Origin of the sequence: Paenibacillus faecis (assembly GCF_008084145.1) — a bacterium.
GTDB lineage: Bacteria > Bacillota > Bacilli > Paenibacillales > Paenibacillaceae > Fontibacillus > Fontibacillus faecis.
In genome coordinates this window covers 1,399,832-1,424,905 of record NZ_VSDO01000001.1, presented here as the reverse complement: position 1 = coordinate 1,424,905, position 25,074 = coordinate 1,399,832, and the positions used below count along the sequence as shown (strand labels likewise).

The window sequence follows — 25,074 nt, the reverse complement described above, 5'->3', positions numbered from 1 at the left end:
CACCGGACGCGCGGCCGGTATCCCCGCCTCACAAGATGACCAAGTCGCGGGTCAGTTGATTGAACCGCGCATTGCCGTTTTCGGTGATGAGGAGCATGTCCTCGATCATCACCGCGCCGACGCCATACCCGTAGTATGGCGTTTCGATGCATACGACCATCCCTGGCTCGAGCACGGTGGTTTCGGCGGCGCTGAAGAACGGCGCCTCCTCCGTGGCGAGAGCCAGGCCGATGCTGTGGCCGAGGTGGCCCCGGTTGTAGTCCGGCAGCCCGGAGCGCCGGATGACGTCCATCCCTTCCCGGAACACCTCGGCCATGGGGACGCCGGGACCCGCCAGCGCAAGCATGCGGTCGTGCCCCGGGCGCAGCGCCGCATAGGCGCGCTTGGCGGCATCGGCCGGCTCGCCCAGGGCGAACGTACGGGCGATGTCCGCCCCGTAGCCCCGAACGTCGGCCCCGACATCAAATTTGATGATGTCGCCGGGAGCCGCACGGTGCGGCCCGTATACCGTCGCCGGCGCGAAGTGCGGCCCGACGGAGATCGTGGTGAAGCGCTCGCTGAAGCCGAAGCGGCGGCGCGTCACCGCGATCCGGAACGAGGCCGCCAGCTCCGCGGCGGTCACGCCGGGAGCGATCAACCCCGCGGCCTCGCGGAGGGCCGCTTCCGAAATCGCGCAGCTCTCGCGGAGCTGCGCGATTTCGAACCCGGTTTTACGCGCGCGCAGCCGCGTAAAGATCGGAGCGGCTTCCGCCCACCGCACCTGCGGAAGCCGCTCCGCCAGCGCGGCCCGCGACGGCGCGCGCATGCCGCTGAGCTCGGCGGCGACGGTCCGTCCGCCGCCCGCGAGCCCGCCGGCCTGGAGCGCCGCGGCCAGCGCCGCCAACGCGGCGTCCGGGCGGGGCGCGTCCGGACGCTCGCCGCGGAACCGATCCCTGTTGAGACTATAGGGATCGTCCAGATCAATCCACTGCGGATAGGTGACGATCGAAAAGCCCGGGATGTCGTTCGGCAATCCCGAGGCTTCGAATTCACTCATCAGCAAAAGGGAAGGGCGGTTGGGGTCCCGGAAGACGACGGCGAACGCCGCCTCGCTCATCCGGAACGTATACATAAACATGCTGGGTTGACCGGATAAATAATAGACGTTCTCGGGACTGGAAGCGATCAGGGCGTCGTACCCGCTGCGCTCCAGCATGTCCCTGGCCCGACCGGCCACGTCCGGCAAATGTTCCTGTAAAGTAGTCATGCTTGTCTTCAGCTCCTTGAATGGGTTCGCCACATTTAACAGGGGGTCAATACGCTTTCGACAAACGTTTTTCGACCCGGTTCAGAATGATCGACAGCCCGGTGCTCATAATCCAGTACATGATCCCGATCGCGATCAGGAACGGCATGGCCACATAATAGCGGGCGATGAGAATTTGGGCCGCCCGGAACAGTTCCACGACCGTCACGACCGAGATGAGCGACGTTTCCTTCAGCATGCCGATAAACGTGTTGCCGAGCGGCGGAATCGCGATCCGGGCGGCCTGTGGCAGAATCACATACCGCATCGTCTGCCACGGCGTCATCCCGAGCGATTGGGCCGCTTCGGTCTGCCCGTGCTCCACCGATAAAATCGTGGCCCGGAAAGTTTCGGACAAGTAAGCGCCGACGTTCAGGCTCATGGAGATGTAGGCCGACATCATCGGGCTCAATTGGATGCCGAGATCCGGCAGGCCGAAGTAAACGATAAAAATCTGCACCATCAGCGGCGTACCCCGGATAATCGAGACATACCCTTTTGCCATGCCACGCAGGACCCGGTTCCCCTTTAATCGGGCGATCGCGGTGATCAGTCCGATGAGAATGCCGAAAAACATGGATATCAAGGTGATCTGCAGTGTCAAAAATGCCCCGGTCAGCAAATATTCAAGATTGTCGAGCACCAGCTTCATCCGTTTTGCCTCCCCTCGGCCTTAAGCCCCGCTTAAAAGTTAGGATCTACGCCAAACCATTTGTTGTACAACGTTTTGAGTGTACCATCTTCCTTGATTTCCTTGAGGGCTTGGTCAACCGCGTCTTTCAGCTCGGGGCTGTTCTTCGGCATCGCCACGCCGGCATAGTCGGATTTCAAAGGCTTCCCAACCGTTTTCAGCTTCAGATTATTTTTCTCAATCAGCGGTTTTAGAGCGAATACGTTGTTGATCGTTGCGTCGATCCGCTTGTTGTTCAAATCCATCAGCGCATTCAAATTGTCGTTGTAGGTGACGATTTCAAACGTTCCGACTTTAGGCAGAACTTCGTCGCGAAGGTAAGCCTCATCGTTCGTGCCCAAGGCGACGCCCACCTTTTTGCCTTTAAAATCCTCAACGGACTGGATATTGTTATTACTTTCTTTGACGATAATGCTGACATCATTCTTCACATAGGGTTCGGAAAAATCAATCGATTGCTTACGTTCATCGGTAATCGTCACCTGGCTCACCAGGGCGTCGAATTTGCCCTGCTTCAACCCTTCGATCAGACCGGAAAATTCGCCGGTTACAAATTCGGCTTCCACACCGAGCCGCTTGGCGATTTCCTTGGACAAATCGGCGTCGTAGCCATCGACTTCGTTATTTTCATTTACGAAATTATAAGGCGCGTACGTCCCCATCAGGCCGATCGTCATCTTGCCCTTACTCTTGATCCGCTCCAGGGAATTGCCTCCGGCGGCTTGATTTGGATTGCCTGACTGCGCCGGAGGATTCGGTTTAGCGGCATTGTTGCCGCAAGCGGCCAAGATGAGGGTCAAAGCCATGATCAGGATCGAGGATAGAATGGATGTTTTCTTTTTCATAGTAGGGTATCTCCTTCAGTTAATATGTCGTCTACAGCCCGGTTTCCCGCTAATTGCGGCGGCCTGCGGCAATCGTTTCCACTAATTTGTCCCTACCGGCACGGATCAATTCAGCGTCATTTGTTTCCTTGATCTCAAAATGCCCGTAAAACGTACCTTGCGATATGAAAGCTGCCTTGACCATTGAGGTCGGAGAATTTTGATGTTGAGGTAGGTAGCTTTAGAGTGAATTCAAATGGGCTTGTCCATGCTTGGGTCTCATTTTAGATTTATTTGACCGCAAGCGGCTTTCATTGGCGGACCTCCAGTCCGGGCTAACCGTTGCTTTAATATCACGACTCTAGCGGAAATAATAGCGCCTATTCCACGCGAAATCGTATTTTGGAAAATCTAACGGAATCCAGAGCGGCTATTTGAGCACATCCCCATTCGATTGGCTGTGTTTGGCCCAAATAGCGGCTGCTGTTTCCGTTACATTTCCAAATGGCCTTCAATTAACGGAATTAGCCGCTATGGCTTCCGTTAACGGGCCATGGTTCCGGCTTGCCGCCGTGGCTGCACCGTCTCATTCGACCGCCCTGCCGCTAAAGGCGACGCGGAGCAGGCAGGCGGGTGCCCAATCCGGGAATTTAGTGTCCCGTCAGGCAACCTGGATTACTTAAAATTCCTGCATATGTGCATGTTTTTTTCTGGTTTGGAGCCAAAATTTGAGAATCCCTGCAAATCTGCAGGAATTTTCGACGAAACCGGTTCGTATCTCCAAAATCGCTAGAAATGCCTGCAGATTTGCATCCTTTTTCGCATTACGCTCGTGAACTGGCCTAAAAGCCTGCAGATTTGCATCTTTTTTGGAGTTGGAGGAAGGATTGGAGGTGTGCCAAGCACCTTGACCGCTATATTCTTCGGCTATTATGTCCGCTGAGTTAATGTTTGGAGGAACTAGAAGATTTGACGAATTCCAATAAAAATCAGGAGCAGCCCCGAGATGATCGTGGCTCGGTTACCGAGCTTCTCGGCGGCGTATTTCTCTCCGAATCCGGCACATAGGGCCAGCAGGATAAAGCTGAAAAGGCCGACCGACAGCGAGGTGTAGAACACGTTCAGATGGGTGATGCCCGCGTTAAAGCCCCCGGCCAGCGCGTTCATGGCGAGCGCCACACCGAGCAGCAAGGATTCTCCGATGCTGAGCGATTTCGAGCTGTCGCGGTCCGCCTCTTCGGGATTGCGAAGCAGCCGGGTCAGAATCGGGGGCTCCTCGTCCCGGGGGACGGTTTTCTTTTCCACAAAAGGTTGAAGCAGGACCCAGACTCCGACGGTGACGATTACGATCGTACCGACCCATTGGCCGATCGCGGGGTGAACCCACAGGGTCATCCAGTTTCCGAACAATCCTGATAAGAGGGTGGCGAGAAAAGAAATGACCGCGATGGTGAGATTGGAATACCAGGGAATATGGATTTTTCGGACGCCGTAGGCGATTCCTACGCCCGCATTGTCCAGATTGGAGGCCAATCCGATGGCGATGACAGCCCACAGACTGTACATGTTCATGGTGCTCGCTCCTTTGCATACATTGATGTCTCAGCATATGCCCGTCAGCGGATTTTGGTTTCTTTCGGAACTTTTCTAGGAAAGGCGGGAAATTTAATCGGCGTTTTCGCAGAAATAGTTTTCCTTTATCCTGTATAAAGTAGTATAATTTTAAAAAAGATAGCCTAAAGAGGTGATATTTGTGCTTGAAAATTTGTTGCGGCCGACCCATTTGCTGTTGCTGGTTATCGCTGCGTTAATATTATTCGGACCGAGCAAACTGCCGGAATTGGGCCGCAGCTTCGGAACGATGCTCAAGGAGTTCAAGAAGGGCGCCCGTGGGGACTTTGAAGAAGAGAAACCGAAGGAAGTCGGAGCCGCCGCCGGAGAAACGAACAAAACACCATAACCTCTTGATATACAGGCACTGATTCGGTGCCTTTTTTCTTTGCCTTTTTTCCTGCTTCCTATTGTCTTGAGAAATCGGGCATGGCAATGAATTGTTTTTATGGTGATTTTGAATAGAGAGGGATTGAAAAATTCGGGTTTCTCGCGAGTTTCCAAGCACATTGCTTCGGATGCCTGGAAGGCGATCCTGCAGCCGGCTGTAGATGCTTGAGCTTCCGATAGCGTGCGCACCGGGTACGCCGAAACGAACGGAACCGGGAAGGACAGTTTATGGTGGAGCAATCATATAAGAAATCTTCCCGAAAGTGAACAAACGGACCTCATCATCGGATGAGGTCCGTTTGGTTACCCCTGCAGCAGCAGGAGGATGATGGAAGACAAGCCCAGACAGGTGCTGATCAGATAAAGGAACATCACGGCTTGCTTATGATTCATTCCGGCCCGGAGCAGGCGGTAGTGAACCTGGCTCGCATCGGCCTGATAGATCGATTTCCCTTGGAGGAATCGTTTGATGACGACAAACAGGTTGTCGAAAATCGGGACGCCCAAAGCCAGCACGGGGATGAACAGCGAGAGTACGGTCGCTTGCTTGAAAGCCCCGTCCAGCGCGATGACGGCGAGAATAAAGCCCAGGAACGTTGCGCCCGCATCGCCCATGAATACTCTGGCCGGCGGTTTGTTGTACCGCAGATAGGCCAGGGTCACACCGATCAGCGTCATCGACAGCATGGCCGAAGAGGTCTGCCCTTTGGAAAGGGCGACAACGAACAGCGTTCCGGCGGAAATGGCGGCCAAACCGCCCGCCAGACCGTCAAGCCCGTCCGAAAAATTAATGACCGTGGTTACTCCAAAAATCCACAGGATGGTCAGAATAAATTGCAGCCAAGTAGGCAGCAGGACGTATTCGCCGTTAAACGGGTTGACGAATCCGCTGAAAGCGATACCGGAGAAGAACACCAGTATAGCTGCGGATACCTGGACGATCAGCTTGGGAAGCGCCGGAAAATCCTTGCCCTTTGTTTTGAACCAATCGTCGACCGTGCCGATGGCCAGCAGCAGGATACCGCCCAGAAAAAGAGCGCCGGTTTCCCAAGTGAACTCCCTGGTAAACAGAAGATAAGACGTAAAGAAACCGATGAAGATCGCGTAGCTGGCGGTCAGCGGAATCGGGTTCCGGTGTATTTTGCGCTCGACATCCTCCCGTGGCTTATCCACGAAGTCCAGCCGGAAGGCGAGTTTGCCGAGGGGTGGAATCAGAACGTATACGATCAAAAACGAGAGCACCAAAGTATAGATATATAAAATCTTACTCACCACCAAACCATTTTTTGCAAGGCTAAATCCTATTATAAAAAGAAACGTGATTTCTGTCGAATGTAAAAATTACGCGGGCATGCTATCTTTTCTTGGTTTAGTCCGCCGACGTTGGACCGAAACGAGCAGAGCCAGCAGACAGATGGCCATGGCCGTCCAAAATACGGTATGCAGCGCGCTCAAAGCGGCTTCCCGCTCACCCGGAGCATAGGGGCGCACCGCGCCAAGACGCGAAGAATACAAGGAGATGGACAAAGAGGTGCCGAGCACCATCCCGATATTCCGGACCAGCGCGTTCAACCCTCCCGCGGTGCCGAGCCGGTCCCGGGGGACGGAGCCCATGACGCTGGAATTGTTCGGGGATTGGAACAAGCCCCCGCCCAGGCCGAACAACCCGAGATGCAGGCCGACCATCCAGGCCGCTTCATCCGTCGACAAGGTGTTCAGCAGCCCGAACGCCAGCGCGTTGATGAGCAGACCGGCCGTCGTCAGGGTGAAGGACCCGATCCGGTCGGACAGCCATCCGGAGACGGGAGCGACGACAGCCATGACGAGCGGATAGACCATCATGGTATATCCAGTCTTCGCCGGGGTGAAACCGAGCACGTCCTGCATGTAAAAAGGCATCAGCACATTGGTAAAGAACAGGGCCACGAACGACAGGAGCGCCGTCAGATTGCCGATGGCAAAGGCCGGAATCCGGTAAAGGCTGAAATCGAGCATCGGATGGCGGGAGCGTTGTTCCCATACGTAGAACAATACGAGCACGACCAGAGAAAGGCCGCCGCCCAGCAGCACGGCCGGGGACATCCAGCCCCAGTCCTGACCGCCCGAAATGACGAACAGAAACGCCACCATCCCCAACATGAATAGAACGGATCCCGTATAATCAAAGGGCTGGGCGGCTTTGCGATCCCGGTCTTTCGGCAGGATGAACCAGCCGGCGATAAAGCCGAGCACCCCGATCGGGACGTTGATCCAGAAAATCGAAGTCCAGCCCAGGTGCTCGACGAGAATCCCTCCGATCCCGGGGCCGGTGAGTGAACCGAGCGAGACCATGGTGCCCGTGATGCCCATGGCTCGTCCCCGCCCCTTGCTGGAGAACACCTCGGCGATGATCGCCTGGCTGTTGGACATGAGGCACGCAGCTCCCAGCGCTTGCAAAATCCGGGAACCGATCAGCAGGCCCAAAGTATCGGAGAGACCGCAGAGGGCGGAGCCGACGGCAAAAATCAAAAAGCCGATATTGTAAATCCGGCTGCGTCCGAACATGTCGGAGATTTTGCCCATTACGGGCAGGGTGGCGCAAATGGTCAGCAGATAGGCGGTAAGTACCCACTGGACGACATGGAGCTCGGCATGCAATGAGCCGGCGATCGTGGGCAGCGCCACATTGGCGATACTGCCGTCCAGCGTCGACATGAACGTTCCGACAGAAACATTGCCGAGGATCAACCAGGGATTGTTCCATCGGCGGGCGGCTTGGTTCATCGGGTTGGATTGTTTAGACAAGGTTGAACCTCTTTTCGCTTATGTAATGGGAATGTTGAATAATTGGAATATCCTTGCTTTCTGTATTATATCATGAGGTGGGGAGGATTACTCGGCGGGCACCGCGTCGAAAAATGACAGCAATTATGGTACATTATATAGTATGAATTTCGAAAATTTTGCAAGTTAAGGTACGGAGGGATACCGAATGCAGGATGATTACTCACGCAAGCTGGAGGATCAGAAGGGCCTGTTCAAGCAGCTTGGCATTAAGCTGAATGCGCTCGCCATTCATGAGAAGGATTTTGATGTGAAAATGCGCGGTTATGAAAAAGAGGAGGTCGACCGCTTTCTCGACGACATTATCGTGGATTACGAACGTTTTTACGATATTATTACGGACTTGCTGGATAAATATAAAGAGATCCAGCGCCGTCAAGCGTACTGGGAAGAGGAGAAGAAAACCTTTGCCGCGCTGCGGAAGCAGCCGCAGATCGATACCGCCAACTCGGTGGACCGGCGGGTGGTTGAGGACGGCATTCGCCAGTTGGAGCGAACCCTGGAACAGCTTAAACTGCATATTCGGGAATAGACAAGGAGCCGCAGACCCGGAGGGGGCGGCTTTTTTTTTGCATAACCGGCGGGTGAACAACAAAGACTGTAGAGTGAGCCGTTTTTCACGGGAAATTCATGTATAAAAAGCTTGCGGAAATTGGAGGACAGTGGTAAGATAAATACAGGATTTAGATTTAGAATTAGTCTAAATTTAAGATACTTAAGTTAGCTGCTTCTTTTACTTTATCACTATATTTGAATGGAGGAAATGATCATGACTCAACAAAGTATGACGCAAAACGAACTGGCCCTGGAGAAACAATTGAACCTGCAAATCGCCAACTGGACGCTGCTGTACACCAAGCTGCATAATTTTCACTGGTATGTGAAAGGGCCGAACTTCTTCACCCTTCATGAAAAATTCGAAGAATTGTACAACGAAGCGGCCGGGTATATCGACGAATTGGCCGAACGCCTGTTGGCCATTGGCGGCAAACCGGTGGCGACCTTGCGTGAATCGCTGGAACTGGCCACTTTGTCTGAAGCCAAGGGCGGCGAAACGCCGGAAGCCATGGTGTCGGCGATCGTGAGCGACTTTGCCGTAGTTTCGGACGAGCTGAAACAAGGCATGCAAGCGGCCGAGGAAGCCGGGGACGAAGCGACTTCGGATTTGCTGCTCGGCATTCTGTCGGCGCTGGAGAAACATTCCTGGATGCTGAACGCCTATCTGGGGAAATAAGCGAGAGCCTTAAGAGGCCGCCCTTTAACGGGCGGCCTTTTTTAGTTTGTTGTGACATCTCGACCCTGACTCGGAGGAAACTCCGAGGTCAGGGTGTTTTTTTGGAGAAATGGGATGATTTGTATGAAAGTGGGTTAATTTATCCGATTTTGTATCCTAAATATAGGGATAGATGGGTTAATTTCACAGTTAAGATGAAAACCAAGGCGGAAGGAGGCTTACTATGTCTTTTATGGACGAGAAAATTGCACGAATGATCAATGAGGCGGAGCAGTCCCTAACCCCCCGCTCCATTCTTTCGGGCCCCGTCAGGATTGGTCAACGCATTTTCGAATTTACACAGCAATCGTTCTTCGATGACAAGTTATCCATGTATTTGCCAAAAGAGTTTGAGGATATGCCGCTAAAGTTCAGTTCAATTAAATATCCTTACGAGCAGCGGCCGGAAATCATTCGAAGCGATGAAGCGGGCAGCGTCGACTTTACATTTAAGCTAATCGATCACGAGCTCGAAGACGCGTTGGTAGAGGAACTGACCACCGGTATGAAAGCCATGATCCAGAGGGTTAACCCAACCCACGTATTTTATGAGAGCGGCATTGAAGAGATTGGCGGGAAGACCGTAGGCTTTTTTGAATTTAAAAGTACCGTCATTGAAGGCTACTTATTTAACATCATGTACTTCTTGGAATTCGAAGGACAGGTACTGATGGGAACGTTCTGCTGTGACTATAAGGCGTATTCGGACTGGAGGGATGTAGCGTATCAGGCCATACGGACGATCACTGTCGCAAAGGAAGAAGAGGAGGATGAAACATGAGTCATACGATCTTTTCGTCGGCGGATATTTCGGTTTCCCAGTATCCTTTCGATCGGATTACCGATCTTCGGATGGTCAAACAAGTGAATGATCATGCCAAGCTTACGGTTACCGGCATTATGTCCGAAGATGTGCTGGACAAGTATGTGGAACAAGTTGAAGCTGACGAGGTCCTCCAGGTTACGGTGAAGGAGAAGGACAGAACGATCCCTCTCTTCCAAGGCGTCATTACGAATATGTCGGTCCAAGCGATCCGGGATGTCCGGAGCATCACGATTGAAGCCCATAGTGCTTCAGTCAAGATGGACATTCGCAAAGAGAGCCGATCCTATCAAGACGAACACATGACTTACAATCAACTGTTCAGAAATATGCTCAAGGCCTACCCGGCATCCGACCTGATCGATGAAGCAACGGGCGGAAAGGCGATCGGCAGCCTGCTCGTTCAGTACCAGGAAACGGATTGGGTATTTATGAGGCGTCTGGCCTCTCATTTTCACGCTCCGTTAATCCCCGTAAGCTCCAGCGAAGGGACCAAAGTTTATATTGGGGTGCCTGATTCGGGCGATCCTAAGGAGCTGCAAGAGTTCAATTATGCCATTCAAAAAGATCTGAGAGAATACAAGATCAAATCCGAAAACGGGATAGACGGGATCAACGAGCAAAGCAGTATCAGCTATTCCGTTGTCAGCCATAAATGGCTTGAACTCGGCACCAGCGTTCAATTTCACCGAAACAAGCTGTTTGTGAGCAAAGTGGAGACTAGGCTGGAACACGATGTGCTGACGCATACTTACGAACTCAAAAGCGAGACCGGATTGCGCTATCCCATGGAATACAATCCCGCCCTGGCCGGGACTTCACTGTTTGGGAAGATCACGGATGTAGCCAAGGACAAAGTGAAATTAAGCCTTCATATCGACCGAGGCCAATCGGGGGCAGCGATGTGGTTCCCCTATTCAACGGTTTACTCTTCGCCGGACGGAAGCGGATGGTACTGTATGCCCGAGGTTGGCGACGAAGTGCGGCTTTATTTTCCGGATAAGGAAGAGAAAAATGCGTTTGCCGCAAGCTCCGTGGATGTGGAGTCCTCCGACCCGCAAAAAAGAAGCGATCCGGCGGTCAAAAGCATCTCTACGAAATACGGAAAGCAAATTGTCTTCAAGCCAGGAGCGGTAGAAATCATAGGAAGCGGCCAATTGCTGATGCGTTTGACGGATGACGGCGGCATTGAAATTAACAGCGACAAGAAGATTTCCCTGAATGCCCAGGAGGATATCGAAATTATCGGCGGGGCCAAGATCCTTCTTCAGGGCGAGGCGGGAATTGAACTTAACCAGGCCAATGCTTCCATGAAAATAGAAGACCAGATCACCATGAGCGGGGGCCGGGTGAATATCGAATGAAACCTTATATGGAACGCGAGGCGGCTATCGACGACTTTTTGGAAAAATACGTGTTCGGTCGTTGGGAAGAAGATATTCCTCTCATCGGTCAGGCTTACGAGAAAAATCAGGCTGAAATTGAGGCCGGCCTTTTAAACGCCGTGGATGGAGTATGCAGAAAAGCGGCCTTGCTGCAGGAACAACATCTTAAAGGGGACAGTCAGTATCTCTACTTTACTTTTTTAAGAACGAGTTTACTGGAACGAAAGGCATGTTACCGGATCGATGTCTATGACCATCGCTGGTATTTGGATCGGGTGGAGTGCTCGGCACGGTGGGAGGCGGATTTTATATTTGATCCGTTATTTCGTCGCATGGATGAACTGGAATCGGCACGGCTCGGATATGCCCGCAAAATCTCGGCCATGGACTTGGATCGAATTCTCCAAATTGTCGCGGTGTACTACCATTCCTTTGCGGTGGAATTCATACGTACCCTGGTGCCGGATCTTTTGCAGAGCGAAGGTTGGGGCGTCATGCGGAAAAGACCTGATTTTCTTGTGTTGGCAGGGGAATATCAGGATCAAAGTGAGGTTTTGTTCGGTCTACTAGAGCCGGATCACGATTCGGACCGGAGTGAAGCGGGGGGAATGTGATGGAGTATTTTACGCTGCAGCAGGACGAACGTTATACCAGCTTTCCTATCCTAAAGGAATTGCATAAGAAAATCGATTTTCGGCATATCAACCGGATTCAGCCGCATCATCTTCCGGACACAACCTTGTTTCATGTGCAGGCGGAAGCGGAGGCGGATGATCTGGACGTTCTGAGTACGCAGCTCTTTTTGGTGTCGGAACGACTTAAGCCCTTGATTGAAATGTATGAGCCGGATTGTTTGTTCAAGCTGATTCCTTTAATCGATATGATTCACAACAAGCAAGCGATCTACTATCTGCCGATTTTTCAAGAGATTGAAGCATTAAGCCCGCGGAGTGAATTCACTGTAGATCGGAGCGTCATTAAGAGGCTGGTTCTTCAGGAGGACAAGCTGCAGGGGAAACGCATTTTCAGAGTCGCCGAAAGTGTAAAGCCGCTAATCGTCGTGCGGTTGGAAGTGGCCGAAAGCATCTTGCGCCGGGATCTGGTCGGGATTTCCCTCAAGCGGGTCGAGGTGGATTCGTGATGATAACCTAACTATGGAGGGAGGGGTTGTTGTGGACAAATATTATTACGTCGTCCGGGGGGCCGAAATCTTCTGTGATTGCGGATCTCACGTGAGGAAGCTGAATTTACCTGTAAGTCATGGAAGTTTTGTTGGCGACAAGCCTATGATGCACGAACGGGACTGCAAGGTAGAAGAGAATATCTCGAGTTTTGGCATTTGCTACAGCGAGAAAAATCAAAGCGGCGAAACCATCTATTTGATTTCTATGGACAATCAGCAGATTCAAGGCAAGCCTTGTTGTCCGGAACTGCTGGGGGACACCTGGACGAAAACCAAATCCAAAGTGAAAGTGGACGGCGAAAGCGCGTTGACCACGGATTCCGAGCTGTATTGCAAGTTGGGCGGAATCATTAAGTTTGCCAGCAATGGGCAGCAAAGCGAATAAATAAAAAATATAAGCATAGGCGGAGGTAATGGACAGCATGACAGTTATGCGAATGGAGGCTTGACAAATGTGGTCGGTTACGAACAAGTAAGGATCGTGTCGCCTTATCCGATCAAAGTCCTTGAAGACATCTCGCTCGAATGGAAGCCCAATGAACATGGGAAGCTGACGGTTCGAGGGTTCGTGGACGAAACGGCTCAAATCACCGCGGTCCTTAAGGCTTCCATGGAAGAGACGATTCAGGTCTTAATCAACGATGAGGCCGGGGAACACAAAATATTTCATGGGGTGATTTCCAAGGCGCAAACGGTGCATCGCAACGGGACATTTCTGCTTGAACTCGAGGCGATGTCGGCGACAGCCTTCATGGATATTCGAAAGAAACGCCGCTCTTTTCAGAATAAAGAGATGACTTATGAGACGCTGATCAAAACGGTGATGGCGGACTATCCCGGACATGATGTGATTCAGGTTGAGGGGAACGAAAAGCGAATCGGGGAGCCGATCGTCCAGTATGATGAAACGGATTGGGAGTTCCTTAAGCGAATAGCCAGTCATTTTCAAAGCGTTATTATCAGTGATATATTGGAAGCAAAGCCAAGAATATATGTAGGTGTCCCCAAACGGAATCCCCTGACGATTCCCTCCGACATTCCCTATCGGGCGAGCAAGGATCTGCTGGCCTATACCCAGGCGAGCGGAAGCGGTGCGGGGCTTCACCATACGGATTTTTTTCGTTACGACATTGAAAGCGACCAGCGCTTGAGCTTGGGGGATGCGGCAGATTTTCGCGGTAAATCGTTAGTGGTCGGCGAAGTAAATGCTTCGATTACCAAAGGGGTTTTTCGGTATACTTATCGCTTGGCGCGAAGAGAAGGCCTACGCCAAACTATCATACATAATCAGCAAATGACAGGCGTTTCTATTCAGGGAAAAGTGCTTGAGGTCCAAGGCGAGCGGGTCAAGCTGCATCTGGAGATCGACGGGAAGCAGCCAAAAGGGGCCGCATATTGGTTCCCCTTTGCTCCGCCTACGGGAAACGCGATGTACAGCATGCCCGTGGTGGGGACGGAGGCCAGTCTTTATTTCCCGGATGATCAGGGTGGCAACGCGCGGGTCATCGGGTGTGTGCGGACCAACGGTGAGGGCTGTGCCAAAACCGGCAATCCGAACAACCGCTATTTCGGTACCGAGCATGGAAGCGAGCTGGAGATCACGCCGACGGCGATCAACGTGATGAGCGGGTCGAAGGAACCGCTGAAAATCAGCTTTGACGACGCCATAGGGGTCACTTTGACAAGCCACCGGAAGCTGACCTTCCAGGCGGCGGAGGATATTTCGCTGTACACGCCGAAACGCATCGTGATCCGGACGACGAACTTGATCCTGGCAAAAAAGTTAAGCAAGCAGAGCGGATTTACGATCGAAAACGAGTATCAAATTTTGGGGGATCAGGTTCTGCAGTACGGAAGCGATCGGACCACCTATCCGAAATTTGATGACGAGCCGGCAACCTGGACACCGCCGAAAGAAGAGAAGAAGAAATTCAGTTGGGGAAAATTGTTTGGGAATGTCATGGCAGGGTTGGCGGTCGTGGCCTTGGTGACGGTGGCAGCGGCATTTACGGTAGCGACCATGGGCGCGGGGGCAGTCGTGGTCGGGGCGGTGGTCGCGGGAGCTGCAATGGCGGGGACGGCAGCCGTGGCGACGATGGCCATCTCGGATATTGCCCGGGGAGAAGTCTCGGACACGGGCGATTATATGTGGGCCGCCTTTAAGGACTCGTCGATCGGGGCTGTGACCGGAGCGGTATTCGGCCCGTTTGGAGGAGCGGCGGGTTTTGTCGGCAAAACGGCATTTAATGCGGCGGAGAGCGCGGCAGAGAGCGTCATGAGCCAATTAATGGAAGGCAGCTTCAGCTTTAAAACGCTGCTGGTCGATACGGGCGTCGGGACACTGACGGCCGGAGCCCTGGATTCAAAAATCGCGAAGAAAGCCGGGAATCTGATCGGGCAGGGGCTGAACAAAGGAATGGGTTCCGCCTCGCAATTCGTTAAGGACGGGGCCGCAGCGGTAGGGAAGAAATTCGATCAATACGTCGATCATCTGGCCGAAGTCGGCGCGGCGCTTGGAAAGAAAACCAAGGATTACGCCAAGCAACTCACCGAAACGTACGACGCGTTCGGAAAGAAAACCAAACAATTCCTGAAGGATGGAATGGCGGCAGCCGATACCAAATTCAAGGCATTTGCTGATCAGCTTAAAGAAGCGGGCAGTGCCCTAGGGGCCAAGTTTACGAACGGCTTAAAACCAGCCACCAATGTAGGGAACTTCAACCTGGATGTGCCGAACGTCCATCGAATCGACTACGACAACCTGGAACCGACCGACGTCCAGCTCAATTACCGAAGGACGATGGAGGAAATTGAGGCGGAGCGGGCGGCGGCAGCTGCAGGGAAGACTGGGGGGACGGGCAAAATCGATGATTTTGCTAAAGAGCCGTTTTTACCAGATGAGTACTATCAAAAAATTGATGATTATCTTGCTAAAGCTACAGCGGCTAGAGATGCTGAGGTAGCAAGAATACAAGCATTAAGTAAAACCCAGCAAAGTAAGTATACAACAGTAGTTGCAGGTGTAGATATAAGAACAGGCGAAGTAATAGTAGGTTCTAAAAATAGTATAATATATAAAGGGCAGGCTATCTGTGCAGAGGATTTAGTAATTAGTAAGTTTATTCCGCCTAGTAACGCGAATATTATAATGACTTCTGCAATTAGACCAAGGACAGGACAAGTTATTGCAGTATGTACTAGATGCCAGACAAAGTTTCCAGTAAATCAGTTTATAAAAGGGACGGTGTTTGATTAATGCAAGAAGAAGTGAATTATGGTTCAAAGGCGTGTATGAAGTTTTCTAATGAAGAACTTTGGAAGTATCTTATAACTAGATTTGAAAATAACCCAGCTGTAGCTATAAGAGCATTGTCTGATGATGATAGAGAGATTGAAATAACCTCAAGTACACCCATTCAATTTATATGTTTTGATGGAGAGAAACAAGATTTATTTATTAGTTTCAATGGAAATCAAACATCAATTTTTGTTTATGATGAAGAGATAATGTTTATCGATGAAAATACAAAAGGTATTTATACAACAAGTGATACTTTTGGAAATGTTGTATATGAGGGGGATCTACGCAAACTCTCACATGCCGAGATACTGTCTTTATTTGCAGATTTTATTTCATGCTTTATTGGTGCAGAAAAAGTTGAAATAATTGAGGAAGAAGCTACTTATGATGAAGAGAATATGCAATATAAGTACTATAAACCGCATATATATAAAATAAATGTAAAAAACAGAAATTCGGACCGAAAGATTAAAATTTTTGAAAATATCACTATAAGTTATTAATTGAGCAGTCTACATGGGTCTGTCAATATTTTTGTGTACGCTCACTTACAACATCAACAACAAGTTCGTACAATACATCCAACAAACCAAACACTAAATAAGTTAAACACTTGATAAACTTTCAATGCTCTTTCCAACTTGTTTTTATGAGTAGGATTGAGCTTTTTTATGTAGAAAATAAAAGAAAGAGCTGAATGCATGAGAAAACTTGAATAGATGGTTAGGTAGGCAGATTAAATGCCAGACACAAGAGGCTTATGAGCAACTTGCCTGATGCCACTCGTGTCGAGCCGCTAAAGATCAGCATCGATGATGGAAAAGGCATAATCCTGACCAGCCATCGGAAGCTAACGCTCAACGCGGTCGATAATATTTCCCTCTACACCGGGCATGTGAGAGGGGACATTCGTAAAGAGCTAGAACAAACAATTGAAGTGCTTCGCCAAAAAGAACATGAAATGGAGAAAAATCATGGAGCATAAATCCTTTCTCTTCGATACAAAAGGTTTTGAACTAGAACTTTGCGAAATCGTAATCGCTTCTGGTGATAAAGATGAACCTAGGTTATTAATACAATACATTGTGAATAATATCGGAAAAATCCGATCCCCGTACACTGGGGAATTTCTAGATGAGGATTGGGAAGATGAATTGGAACTGGGAAGTGTCCAAGAACTCGCAGATTTTGCTTTGACTAAGTTTTACTCTCCAGAAGAAGAATTTGGACTTTCTTATTCATGGGATTCTTTGTTGGAAGCACTGAAACAATTACCAACAACAATTAATCCAGAGTATTGGGTTCTTGGTCATCCAGTAGAATCGGAAAAATTCAGACTTGATCCAGGGGGAATGGGTACCGGAATCGTCCGGGTAGAAGATGTTCCAATTATTTTTAGAAACCTTATTGAGTTGAGGAGTCAATTTATAGAAAGTGAATTTTCAGAAATGGATAATTCTTTATATGAGTATACTTTTCCAGAGTTAATTGAAGCATATGATGAACTGACTCAACTTTACAAAGAGGCCAATGATTACAAAAAGGGACTGCTTATGACTTTTTAATGGACGTATTTTATTAATTTCTTCGAATGAACGGAGAGATCTACTTGGCGGAATATTACAGAGACGGCACCTTTTATTCTCTTCACCATTTTGAAAATGCCCAAAATATAGGATGGATTTATGGAACAAAGAATTATGATAAGGGGAATGTAACAAACGAAAAATTGAACAATGCAGTATTTGAATCGGGAAATCAATTCGTTAAATTGTTGTTATCAAAAAATATTATGATTGATGTGAGCAGTCCAAAACGAAATCCCCTTTTTACTGCTATTCGTAAAGGGAATTATGAAGCTTCTTATCTATTGTTGGAAAATGGAATAGACGTAAATGTGAAATATACAAATGAATTTATGAAGAATATGGATGCAATTACTCTGGCGAAACACTATAACCAAGAAAGTATTGCTCGATTGATTGCCGGATATATATAAATCCAAAAGCAGCAACATATTTCGTATGACGATGATAAAAGCCTTATCGGTGAGCTTCCAAGATATTAAGGGATTCAAGAAGTAGGGTTGTGTCCGCGCGTGGGAATCCCCCTATGAGGTATACCAGACTGAAGGAGTGCATGAATTATGCAAATGCCCATAAAAAGTAACCACATCCCACCCGAAGGGGATTGTACAAACCTTTTTGATCGATTATCAAAGTATATCTCAAGGTTTGATGAAAAATGGGTAAATGTAATAGAACCAGCAAAAAAAGAGGACATAGAAAAGCTGAAAAATCTAACTCAAATTAATCAATATAACTATCATTTTCCTATTGAATATGAGATTTATTTGAATTATATGGGGCAGGATGATAAGGGATTACTAAAAACTCAACTCCCCGGATATGCTTCAATTTCTGAGATAATTGACTCTTATGAAGGGATTCATGAGGAACAACCGGATACTTTAAGTGATAAATATGTACATTTTTTTCAAAAAGAATTATTTGACGGTCAACTATCATTTGATTTTACCCAAACCGATCATCCTCAGATTGTTGTGACTAATGAGGACAGCCAGTTTGTAAGTTATTTTGCAGATAACTTTGAAAAATTGTTATTTCAATGTGCATTTAGTAAATATGAACGTTTAAATTATGATAAGTGTATCATGTTGACTGGATTACCTAACATGCTAAAAGAAGCAATAAAGAAGCATAATGCAGAGGATGTTTTCGGCATTATTGATAAATTTTCAAATACATATGATTTTCAAAAAGCATGGTTTAGTGACCGGACCCATTACATAGGTTTTAAAGACGGCAGTAGCTTTTACATTAAAGTTAGGAACAATGCTTTGTGTGGGTTTATAGCAGGTGATTTAGATAATCAAATCGACAATATTAGTGAAACCTTACTGGCTGAATTACACGTTAGTAAAAACAATTAAAGCGTTCACCCTGCGTATATGACAGGTTGATTATGGGGAAATACCACCGTAATTGACCTGTTTTTAGTTACTTTTTATCATGATTCCTCTAATTTTAGACGTTGTATGCCAAAAGACGGCAATATAAATTTACAAAATATGTTACTTTATTACCATTTACATATGAATCTACCAGAGTTATCCTTTGTACAGGAAATGATTTACATTCCGAAACATACAAAACGATTTCGAAGTGTTATAAGGGAGGGGTGAGAGAAACAATAAACCCTACAAGTGTGCGTCTTTCTGTCGGTTCAGGCTCAGGGATGAAAATTAAAATTAGAGGAGGAACAACTGTGAAAGCAATAAAAAAATTATTTGCTGGATTGATGGTGTTTACTCTGGTTTTGGGTGTGTCTTTTGCTGGATCGGCGTTTGCGAGCGGAGATGAGGTCAAGCTGATTGACTCGGAAGTCAGCGTTATTTATAAACCTGGATATGTCGGATTCAGCGGCGATATTGAAGTTGCCAATCTGGGACCCGAGAAGAATGTGACGGTCCATTACACCACGGATGACACGACTTGGTATGATACGAGTGCGAATTATGTAGGCCCGACGGACGGAAGCCATGAGAAATGGCATTTTAGTATTTCCACGAATGGTTCTACAACAGATCATGCCGAGTTGAAGGATCTGAGATCCATAAAGTTTGCGATCAAATACGAAGTCAATAACCAAACTTATTGGGATAACAACGGGTCGGCGAATTATTACAATGAAGTGAATAGAAATTATCCGCTTAGATCTGTGATTTTGGGAGCGCCTAATGTGCTTAACGCTAACAGTACACTTAGCAACGGTGAATTTAGCGGAAATATCTACGTGAAAAACCTGAATCCAGAGAAAAAAGTGAAAATTCTGTACACCACGGATGATTGGGCGACGACGCGTGAGGCTTACGCCATTTATACTGGTCCCTTGAATAATTTCAACAGTGTTGAAAACTGGAACTATAGCATCAATGTTCCGGGAGCTACTAATGTTAAATATGCGATTTCGTACACAACCGCCGGCCAAACGTACTGGGATAATAACTATGGTCATAATTACGAGGTAGTTTCTAATTCACTTTAATAAAAAAATCAAAGCAGGATCACAGGCGGGTCACCATTCCGCTCTGTGGTCCTTTTTTCTATTAACACCGTGATATTGATTCGGGTTGGAATCACGGTTCCTGTTTTATTTTGCCGAGAGGGGGTAATACAATAACGTACCGGACAGCGGTACCTTCCAAACAACGATAAGGAGTGATTTCAAATGGCAAATAACAATCGTGATGGTAAAATGAGCCGTGAGGAAGCCGGTCGTATGGGAGGAGAAGCAACAGCTAAAAATCATGATAAAGAGTTTTACCAAGAAATTGGTAAAAAGGGCGGAGAAGCGACTTCCCGCAATCATGATAAAGAGTTCTATCAAGAAATCGGACAAAAAGGCGGGGAAGCCACATCTCGCTCGCATGGCAAAGAGTTCTATCAGGAAATCGGACAAAAGGGCGGCGAAGCTCGCAATGATTCCGATGGCAATGACGGCAAGATGAGCCGTGAGGAAGCCGGCCGTAAAGGCGGCGAAGCCCGCGCTCGTCAACGGGACTAATTTAAAACCTCTCGTTTTTAAAGATTCACCGAACCAATAGCGTTATGATTTTATAAAAAGAGCGCCCTCATCTTATCCGGATGAGGGCGCTTTGCCTTGTCGCGCGTCGGCGGCTATAGTTTAAACCGGTCGATCAGCGAATGCAGCTTCTCCGACAGGTTGGAGAGGAACGTGGCCGAAGCATCGACCTCTTCCATGGCGGCCAGCTGTTGTTCGGAAGCGGCCGACATCGTCTGACTTCCCTCCACCGTCTCGTCGGCGATCGCCACAAGCTGCTCCATCGCCTTGACAAGTTCACCGGACTTGTCCGACAGCTGGCGAACGGTATCGCGGACGTGGTCGACCGCCTCCGCCGCGGAAGCGGTCGACCTTTGGATATCGCGGAAGGATTCGCCCGCGTGACCGACAAGCTCCGCGCCGAGCTTCACTTCGCGGGAGGCTGCTTCCATCGTGCTTGCCGTGTCTTCCATTTGCTTGATGATAAAAGCGATCAACTCGGCGATTTGCTGAGCGGAATCGGCGCTGCGTTCGGCCAGCTTGCGCACGGAAGAGGCGACTACGGCGAAGCCGCTGCCTTGATCTCCCGCCCGGGCGGCCTCGATGGCCGCGTTGATCGCCAGCAGGTTGGTTTCGGCGGCGATCCCCGTAATGATATCCAGAATGTTCCGAATTTCCTTGGATTGCCCGCTGAGCAGGTCGATACGGGCGGAAAGGGTATCGATATTCTCCTCGATCGTATTCATCTGCCGTACGCCTTGTTGAATGGAAGCAGTTCCTTCTTTGGCGGCGGAGGCCGAAAGCCGGGTTTCCCGGGAAACCCCGTCGGCGTTATCCGCAACCAGGATGAGGGACTCGGACATGTTCAGCAGCGCGGCCGAGCTCTGCTCCAGGCTCCGCAATTGTCTTTCCGCTCCGTCCGCGAGAGCTTGCGTAATCTCGACGGTCTGTTCGCTGGCTTTGCCGGTTTCCTCGCTGCTGGCGGAAAGCTCTTGCGCTGCTGAGGCGACTTGCATGGAAGTCTGGTTCACTTCGGCAATCAGCTGCCGCAGGTTGGAGGTCATATTTCCGATATCGCGGGACAGCGTTCCGACCTCGTCTTTACTTGACAAGGCGACCGGAGCGACGGATAGATCCCCCTGGGCGACGCGGTTAACCTGGCGGGAGAGCTGTTCCAGCGGACGCACCATGCGATGGATAAACCAATAAACGAGCAGGATGGCGAACAGGAATACCCCGCCGCCGATCGCAAAAGGGAGTCCGAGGATGTCCCAGACTCGTTCATTTATAATGGAAGCGTCGAAATTGATGGCCATGAGCCCCACGATTTCCTTGGTGGGATCATGATCTTTGAAGATCGGGCCATATCCGGTAAGAAGGTCGACACCGTCATAGGTATATATTTTGGTATAGACGGAGTGCTTGTGCTTCATCAGCATGTCTTTACTGGAGGCGTCAAAATAAAACGGATCACCGGCCTCATAACCGCGCTTCTTGATATTTTGGTCGGCGGCCAGGATTTTACCGTCCAAGGAAAGGATGAAAACCTCCTTAAAAAGCGGCTTGTGGTCCACCGTCCAGTTTAGGCGCTGTTCCAGCGCGTCGAGCCCCGTGGAATCCCCCTGATTCAACCGCTCGATAACCCCCGGATCAACCAGCCCCGTCGTGATATTGGCGCAGCCCACGGTCTCGACGCCCACGGCCTCTTCGACCTGACGGTACGCCGTTTGATAGCTGGTCATCCCGATAAGCGCCCCGACCAACAGCAGAAGGGCGATGATCCCGGCGGTTATTTTTTTAGCAAATCCCATAAATTTTCCTACCCCACTTACATTGGTTTGCAGTTATTCTGGGTGCAAGGTCTACATCAAATTATAATGAGAAATAAATTGGCGTATATTAATTAAAGTTGTCGTTATGTGTCAAAAAAACGAATTATGTACTATAATTCACAAGAGGTGACAAGCCGTGGCAGAAAAAGACGAGATGTGGAGAATATTCGTGGCGATTCCGCTTCCGGTCCCGATTAAGGAAGCCTTGTCCGCTTGGTGTGGGGAGCACAAGAACCGGCTGGCCTTTGCAAAATGGGTTGATCCCGAGGACTATCATATTACCGTGCAGTTTCTTGGCGACACGCGCCCGGATCGAGTCGGGGAGATCGGCGCAGGGCTCTCGGAAGCGGCGGCGGGAATCCGTCCGTTCTCTCTCGAGGCCCGGACCTGCGGGCATTTCGGCCGTCCCGCGGCCCCCAGGGTACTGTGGGCGGGAGTCGAGGGGGCTATGGCACCGCTGCGGGAGCTGCAGCAGCGCGTCGTCGCCGCCAACGAGAAGCTTGGTTATATTCCCGAGGACCGACCCTACCATCCGCATATTACGTTAGCGAGAAAGTACAAGGAAGGTAGTCGGTTCGACCCGGCGATCCTCAAGGACCAAGCTCCGGAATTTGGAGCCTGGACCGTTGAGGCTATGGTGATTTACCGGACACGCATGCGTATGACTCCGATGTATGAGGAAGTGGCAAGGATTTCTTTTCAAGGTTAAGCGAGGCAAAGCAGCAGATTGGCCTTCCGGTCGGACGGAGGGCTTTTTTTGTTGGAAAAAAATCGATTATGTATTCAAACCTCCTTTTTTCGGTTACATAGATGAAAGAATGTGTCATTACAGGCGGATGTTATCTTCCGGAAGAAGCGCATTCCTTCATTCGGGAGAACTGTCGGGCAGGAGGTCTTTCTATGTATATTTTTCGGCAAAGCCGTTACGTCGCGCTTCTGATCGGAGCGATTCTTGTAAGTTTGGGAGTTATTTTTTTGCTAGCGCCCCATATGGGCGAGAGGGTAAGTCACCGGGAGCTGAGGGAGCTGACCGGCGCAGCGGAACCTTCGCGGACAGGCCGCGCGGTTATGGTACCTGTCGGAAAAAAACTTACGGCTAACGCGATTTCGGGAAAGAGGCCATTTCAGCCGATACTCCCGCATCTAACAACACTAGAGATCAAGCGTTCCATAAAAGAAAACGGAGTAAGCCATGCGCCGCTGCTCAAGGAATTGGCGGCGGAACGGGCTTGGCTGCGCGCCCAGGCGGCGGCAGTCCAAAGCAAGAAGCAGGCTCCGGACCCATTACATCCCCCCGACCAATTATTCTTCACTCGAACAAAGCTGTTAAGCCAGGAGGACAAAGAGCAGGCGACCTGGAGCTACGCTTTGAGCGGGGAAGAACTGCTTCTTCTTCAAAAAATCGTCATGGCAGAAGCAGAGGGCGAACCGTACGAAGGCAAGGTGGCTGTCACCAACGTTGTCTTAAACCGGCTGCGGTCCGCCAATTATCCCGATACGATCAAGGAAGTTATTTATCAAAAGTCACAGTTCAGCCCGGTGCAAAACGGCCGGCTAAACCGGGTCAAACCCAATAAGGAGACCATTAGAGCCGTGAATGAAGCCCTGAATGGCCGCAAGGAAGTGTCGGACGACACCTATTACTTTTTGTCGTTAAAGCTGGCCACCGATCTGACCATCGCCCGGACCAAGGATAAAGCGAAGGTGATCGGGAACCATACCTTTTATAAATAAACTCCGGTGGTACGTCTGAGCATCCGGCTTGGTTCACTATGCCCGGCGGCCCTGAAGGTTCACGGCGCCATAAGGGGAGCACAGCAGCTCGGCGATCGTTCTTGCGCAGCGATCCGGTTGATACGCACTCCGGGAATCCTTTTGTTTCAGCGGGGTAAGCGTGCGTGTTTTTTCGGTAAATTCCAGGGTAATCTTATGCAGCCAAAAATCGAGCATGTCTTCGGAGGTCAGTTCCGTTCCGCATCCGATTTTCATGAAATATTCGCGGTTCTTCTCCTCCTGACCCGGCAAGGACTCGTAAAACAGCATCGGGATGCCTTTTGCCAGCCCTTCGGTACAGGTCATACCGCCCGGTTTCGTGATCAGCAGGTCCGAAGCGTCCATCCATTGGCTGATATTCCGGGTATAGCCCAGAATTTTGATATTCGGATGCTGCAGGTCCGGATGGTTTCGCAGTTTGGCCGCTTGCTTCTCGTTACTGCCCATGCAGCAGACGATCTGAACGCGATCTTTCCAATCGGCCATTTTGGCGACCAATTCGTCCTTCATCATGCCCCAGCCGCCGCCCATGACGAGGACGGTAGGAAGGTGGCGGAGGCCCAGTTCCCGCCGTGCCGAGATTTTATCCTGCCGAATCCAGAATTCGGGATGGACCGGGATGCCGGATACCTGAATGGCGGACGAACTGACTCCCCGGCGGATCAACAGATTTCTGACCTCGGGGGTGGAGACGAAATACCGGTCGACCTCCGGACTGATCCAGGAGCCGTGGGCGTCATAGTCGGTGATCAGCGTATAGAGCGGAACCTTCAGGCCGGACGCTTTGAGCCTGGAGATAACCGCGCTCGGAATCGGATGCGTGCAGATGATCAGCTCGGGCTTCATCTGTTCAATAAAACGCGAGGCATGATTATAAAATAATTTATGGAGCGCGAGTCGGGCTAAGCGCCCTACGGGCTTCTCGTATTGTTTGCGGTAAACCATCCCGACAAGCGCGGGGCTCGTGTTGATGGTCAGACGATAGGCCCCTTGAATCCAGGGAGCCAGGACAGGATGAAGGATCGAGCCCAATTCCAGCACTTTGGCGCGGATGGTGGGATCTATTTTCTTTAACCCCGCGGCGACGGCGTAGGCCGCTTGAGTATGACCGCTGCCGAAGCCTTCGGATAGGATCAGCACTCTTTTAAACGGCATAAGTTTCACCTCTTCAATAAACTGGTTTGCGCGGCAGAACGGCGCTCGCAATTTCAGTTTATTTTTTTTCGGCCATTTTAAAAAGAGGCCGGGGACTGGTCTCCGGCTGGACTTAGGTCGGGGAGCGAACAGGACCGCGGA

Annotated in this window: 26 protein-coding genes; 18 read left to right on the top strand and 8 right to left on the bottom strand. The window is 50.0% G+C overall.

The features are described 5' to 3' along the window. Nucleotides 1-28: 28 nt before the first annotated feature. From FRY98_RS06525 to ytaF, 4 genes are all read right to left on the bottom strand, one after another. Entirely contained in the window at nucleotides 29-1,246 is a 1,218-nt protein-coding gene (locus FRY98_RS06525) for a M24 family metallopeptidase (protein WP_148450873.1), read from the bottom strand. Between the two features lie 46 nt (nucleotides 1,247-1,292). Further along, entirely contained in the window at nucleotides 1,293-1,937 is a 645-nt protein-coding gene (locus tag FRY98_RS06520) for an amino acid ABC transporter permease (RefSeq protein ID WP_148450872.1), read from the bottom strand. A 32-nt stretch (nucleotides 1,938-1,969) separates the two neighbouring features. Beyond that, nucleotides 1,970-2,821 carry a substrate-binding periplasmic protein gene (locus FRY98_RS06515; protein ID WP_148450871.1) on the bottom strand — a complete coding sequence of 284 codons (852 nt, stop codon included), beginning with the start codon at nucleotides 2,819-2,821 and terminating at the stop codon, nucleotides 1,970-1,972. A gap of 939 nt (nucleotides 2,822-3,760) precedes the next feature. Next, nucleotides 3,761-4,372 carry a sporulation membrane protein YtaF gene (gene ytaF / locus FRY98_RS06510; RefSeq protein ID WP_148450870.1) on the bottom strand — a complete coding sequence of 204 codons (612 nt, stop codon included), beginning with the start codon at nucleotides 4,370-4,372 and terminating at the stop codon, nucleotides 3,761-3,763. 181 nt (nucleotides 4,373-4,553) lie between these two features. Here ytaF and tatA point away from each other — a divergent pair, with 181 nt between their 5' ends. Beyond that, entirely contained in the window at nucleotides 4,554-4,760 is a 207-nt protein-coding gene (gene tatA / locus FRY98_RS06505) for a twin-arginine translocase TatA/TatE family subunit (RefSeq protein WP_148450869.1), read from the top strand. Between the two features lie 344 nt (nucleotides 4,761-5,104). Here tatA and FRY98_RS06500 read toward each other — a convergent pair whose 3' ends face one another. Both FRY98_RS06500 and FRY98_RS06495 read right to left on the bottom strand, forming a co-directional pair. Then, entirely contained in the window at nucleotides 5,105-6,079 is a 975-nt protein-coding gene (locus FRY98_RS06500) for an MraY family glycosyltransferase (RefSeq protein WP_263639263.1), read from the bottom strand. 63 nt (nucleotides 6,080-6,142) lie between these two features. Beyond that, nucleotides 6,143-7,585: an MFS transporter gene (locus FRY98_RS06495; RefSeq protein WP_249043336.1), complete on the bottom strand. Its 1,443-nt coding sequence runs from the start codon at nucleotides 7,583-7,585 to the stop codon at nucleotides 6,143-6,145. Between the two features lie 187 nt (nucleotides 7,586-7,772). Between FRY98_RS06495 and FRY98_RS06490 the strand changes: the two genes are divergently transcribed. From FRY98_RS06490 to FRY98_RS06420, 15 genes are all read left to right on the top strand, one after another. Continuing rightward, nucleotides 7,773-8,156, top strand: coding sequence for a DivIVA domain-containing protein (locus FRY98_RS06490; protein WP_148450868.1), 384 nt, complete (start codon nucleotides 7,773-7,775; stop codon nucleotides 8,154-8,156). A gap of 237 nt (nucleotides 8,157-8,393) precedes the next feature. Beyond that, nucleotides 8,394-8,858: a Dps family protein gene (locus FRY98_RS06485; protein ID WP_225040406.1), complete on the top strand. Its 465-nt coding sequence runs from the start codon at nucleotides 8,394-8,396 to the stop codon at nucleotides 8,856-8,858. A 223-nt stretch (nucleotides 8,859-9,081) separates the two neighbouring features. Then, nucleotides 9,082-9,678: a hypothetical protein gene (locus tag FRY98_RS06480; RefSeq protein WP_148450867.1), complete on the top strand. Its 597-nt coding sequence runs from the start codon at nucleotides 9,082-9,084 to the stop codon at nucleotides 9,676-9,678. After that, nucleotides 9,675-11,084, top strand: a complete 1,410-nt coding sequence (locus tag FRY98_RS06475) for a phage tail protein (protein ID WP_148450866.1) — start codon at nucleotides 9,675-9,677, stop codon at nucleotides 11,082-11,084. Before FRY98_RS06480 ends, FRY98_RS06475 begins: the two co-directional genes overlap by 4 nt. After that, nucleotides 11,081-11,719, top strand: a complete 639-nt coding sequence (locus tag FRY98_RS06470; RefSeq protein WP_170287038.1) for a hypothetical protein — start codon at nucleotides 11,081-11,083, stop codon at nucleotides 11,717-11,719. The genes FRY98_RS06475 and FRY98_RS06470 overlap by 4 nt, the downstream gene beginning before the upstream one ends. Next, a complete protein-coding gene (locus tag FRY98_RS06465) occupies nucleotides 11,719-12,246 on the top strand; it encodes an imm11 family protein (RefSeq protein WP_211373263.1) in 528 nt (175 codons plus the stop codon). Before FRY98_RS06470 ends, FRY98_RS06465 begins: the two co-directional genes overlap by 1 nt. A gap of 31 nt (nucleotides 12,247-12,277) precedes the next feature. After that, complete coding sequence (locus FRY98_RS06460) at nucleotides 12,278-12,673, top strand: DUF4280 domain-containing protein (RefSeq protein WP_225040404.1); 396 nt, start codon at nucleotides 12,278-12,280, stop codon at nucleotides 12,671-12,673. Between the two features lie 69 nt (nucleotides 12,674-12,742). Next, on the top strand, nucleotides 12,743-15,544 hold the full coding sequence (locus FRY98_RS06455) for a contractile injection system protein, VgrG/Pvc8 family (protein WP_148450863.1): 2,802 nt from the start codon (nucleotides 12,743-12,745) through the stop codon (nucleotides 15,542-15,544). Further along, on the top strand, nucleotides 15,544-16,092 hold the full coding sequence (locus FRY98_RS06450) for a hypothetical protein (RefSeq protein ID WP_148450862.1): 549 nt from the start codon (nucleotides 15,544-15,546) through the stop codon (nucleotides 16,090-16,092). The genes FRY98_RS06455 and FRY98_RS06450 overlap by 1 nt, the downstream gene beginning before the upstream one ends. A gap of 266 nt (nucleotides 16,093-16,358) precedes the next feature. Then, the gene (locus FRY98_RS06445) at nucleotides 16,359-16,574 is read left to right on the top strand and encodes a hypothetical protein (protein WP_148450861.1); all 216 of its coding nucleotides are present in this window, start codon (nucleotides 16,359-16,361) and stop codon (nucleotides 16,572-16,574) included. Continuing rightward, entirely contained in the window at nucleotides 16,564-17,154 is a 591-nt protein-coding gene (locus tag FRY98_RS06440) for a hypothetical protein (RefSeq protein ID WP_148450860.1), read from the top strand. The genes FRY98_RS06445 and FRY98_RS06440 overlap by 11 nt, the downstream gene beginning before the upstream one ends. Nucleotides 17,155-17,198: 44 nt before the next feature. Continuing rightward, nucleotides 17,199-17,588, top strand: coding sequence for an ankyrin repeat domain-containing protein (locus tag FRY98_RS06435; RefSeq protein WP_170287036.1), 390 nt, complete (start codon nucleotides 17,199-17,201; stop codon nucleotides 17,586-17,588). A gap of 147 nt (nucleotides 17,589-17,735) precedes the next feature. Next, nucleotides 17,736-18,542: an SMI1/KNR4 family protein gene (locus FRY98_RS06430; RefSeq protein WP_148450858.1), complete on the top strand. Its 807-nt coding sequence runs from the start codon at nucleotides 17,736-17,738 to the stop codon at nucleotides 18,540-18,542. Between the two features lie 335 nt (nucleotides 18,543-18,877). Next, nucleotides 18,878-19,657, top strand: coding sequence for a carbohydrate-binding protein (locus FRY98_RS06425; RefSeq protein WP_170287035.1), 780 nt, complete (start codon nucleotides 18,878-18,880; stop codon nucleotides 19,655-19,657). A gap of 183 nt (nucleotides 19,658-19,840) precedes the next feature. Then, nucleotides 19,841-20,176: a KGG domain-containing protein gene (locus tag FRY98_RS06420; protein ID WP_148450856.1), complete on the top strand. Its 336-nt coding sequence runs from the start codon at nucleotides 19,841-19,843 to the stop codon at nucleotides 20,174-20,176. 113 nt (nucleotides 20,177-20,289) lie between these two features. On the opposite strand, the gene FRY98_RS06415 is transcribed toward FRY98_RS06420, so the two are convergent. Next, nucleotides 20,290-21,984, bottom strand: coding sequence for a methyl-accepting chemotaxis protein (locus FRY98_RS06415; RefSeq protein ID WP_148450855.1), 1,695 nt, complete (start codon nucleotides 21,982-21,984; stop codon nucleotides 20,290-20,292). Between the two features lie 157 nt (nucleotides 21,985-22,141). Here FRY98_RS06415 and thpR point away from each other — a divergent pair, with 157 nt between their 5' ends. Further along, nucleotides 22,142-22,714 (top strand): RNA 2',3'-cyclic phosphodiesterase, encoded by a 573-nt coding sequence (gene thpR / locus FRY98_RS06410; protein WP_148450854.1) that lies wholly within the window; start codon nucleotides 22,142-22,144, stop codon nucleotides 22,712-22,714. 191 nt (nucleotides 22,715-22,905) lie between these two features. Further along, nucleotides 22,906-23,739 (top strand): cell wall hydrolase, encoded by an 834-nt coding sequence (locus tag FRY98_RS06405; protein ID WP_249043335.1) that lies wholly within the window; start codon nucleotides 22,906-22,908, stop codon nucleotides 23,737-23,739. 36 nt (nucleotides 23,740-23,775) lie between these two features. Here the strand turns inward: FRY98_RS06405 and FRY98_RS06400 are convergent, their stop codons facing one another. Next, nucleotides 23,776-24,933, bottom strand: coding sequence for an MGDG synthase family glycosyltransferase (locus FRY98_RS06400; protein ID WP_148450853.1), 1,158 nt, complete (start codon nucleotides 24,931-24,933; stop codon nucleotides 23,776-23,778). Nucleotides 24,934-25,074: the final 141 nt, after the last annotated feature.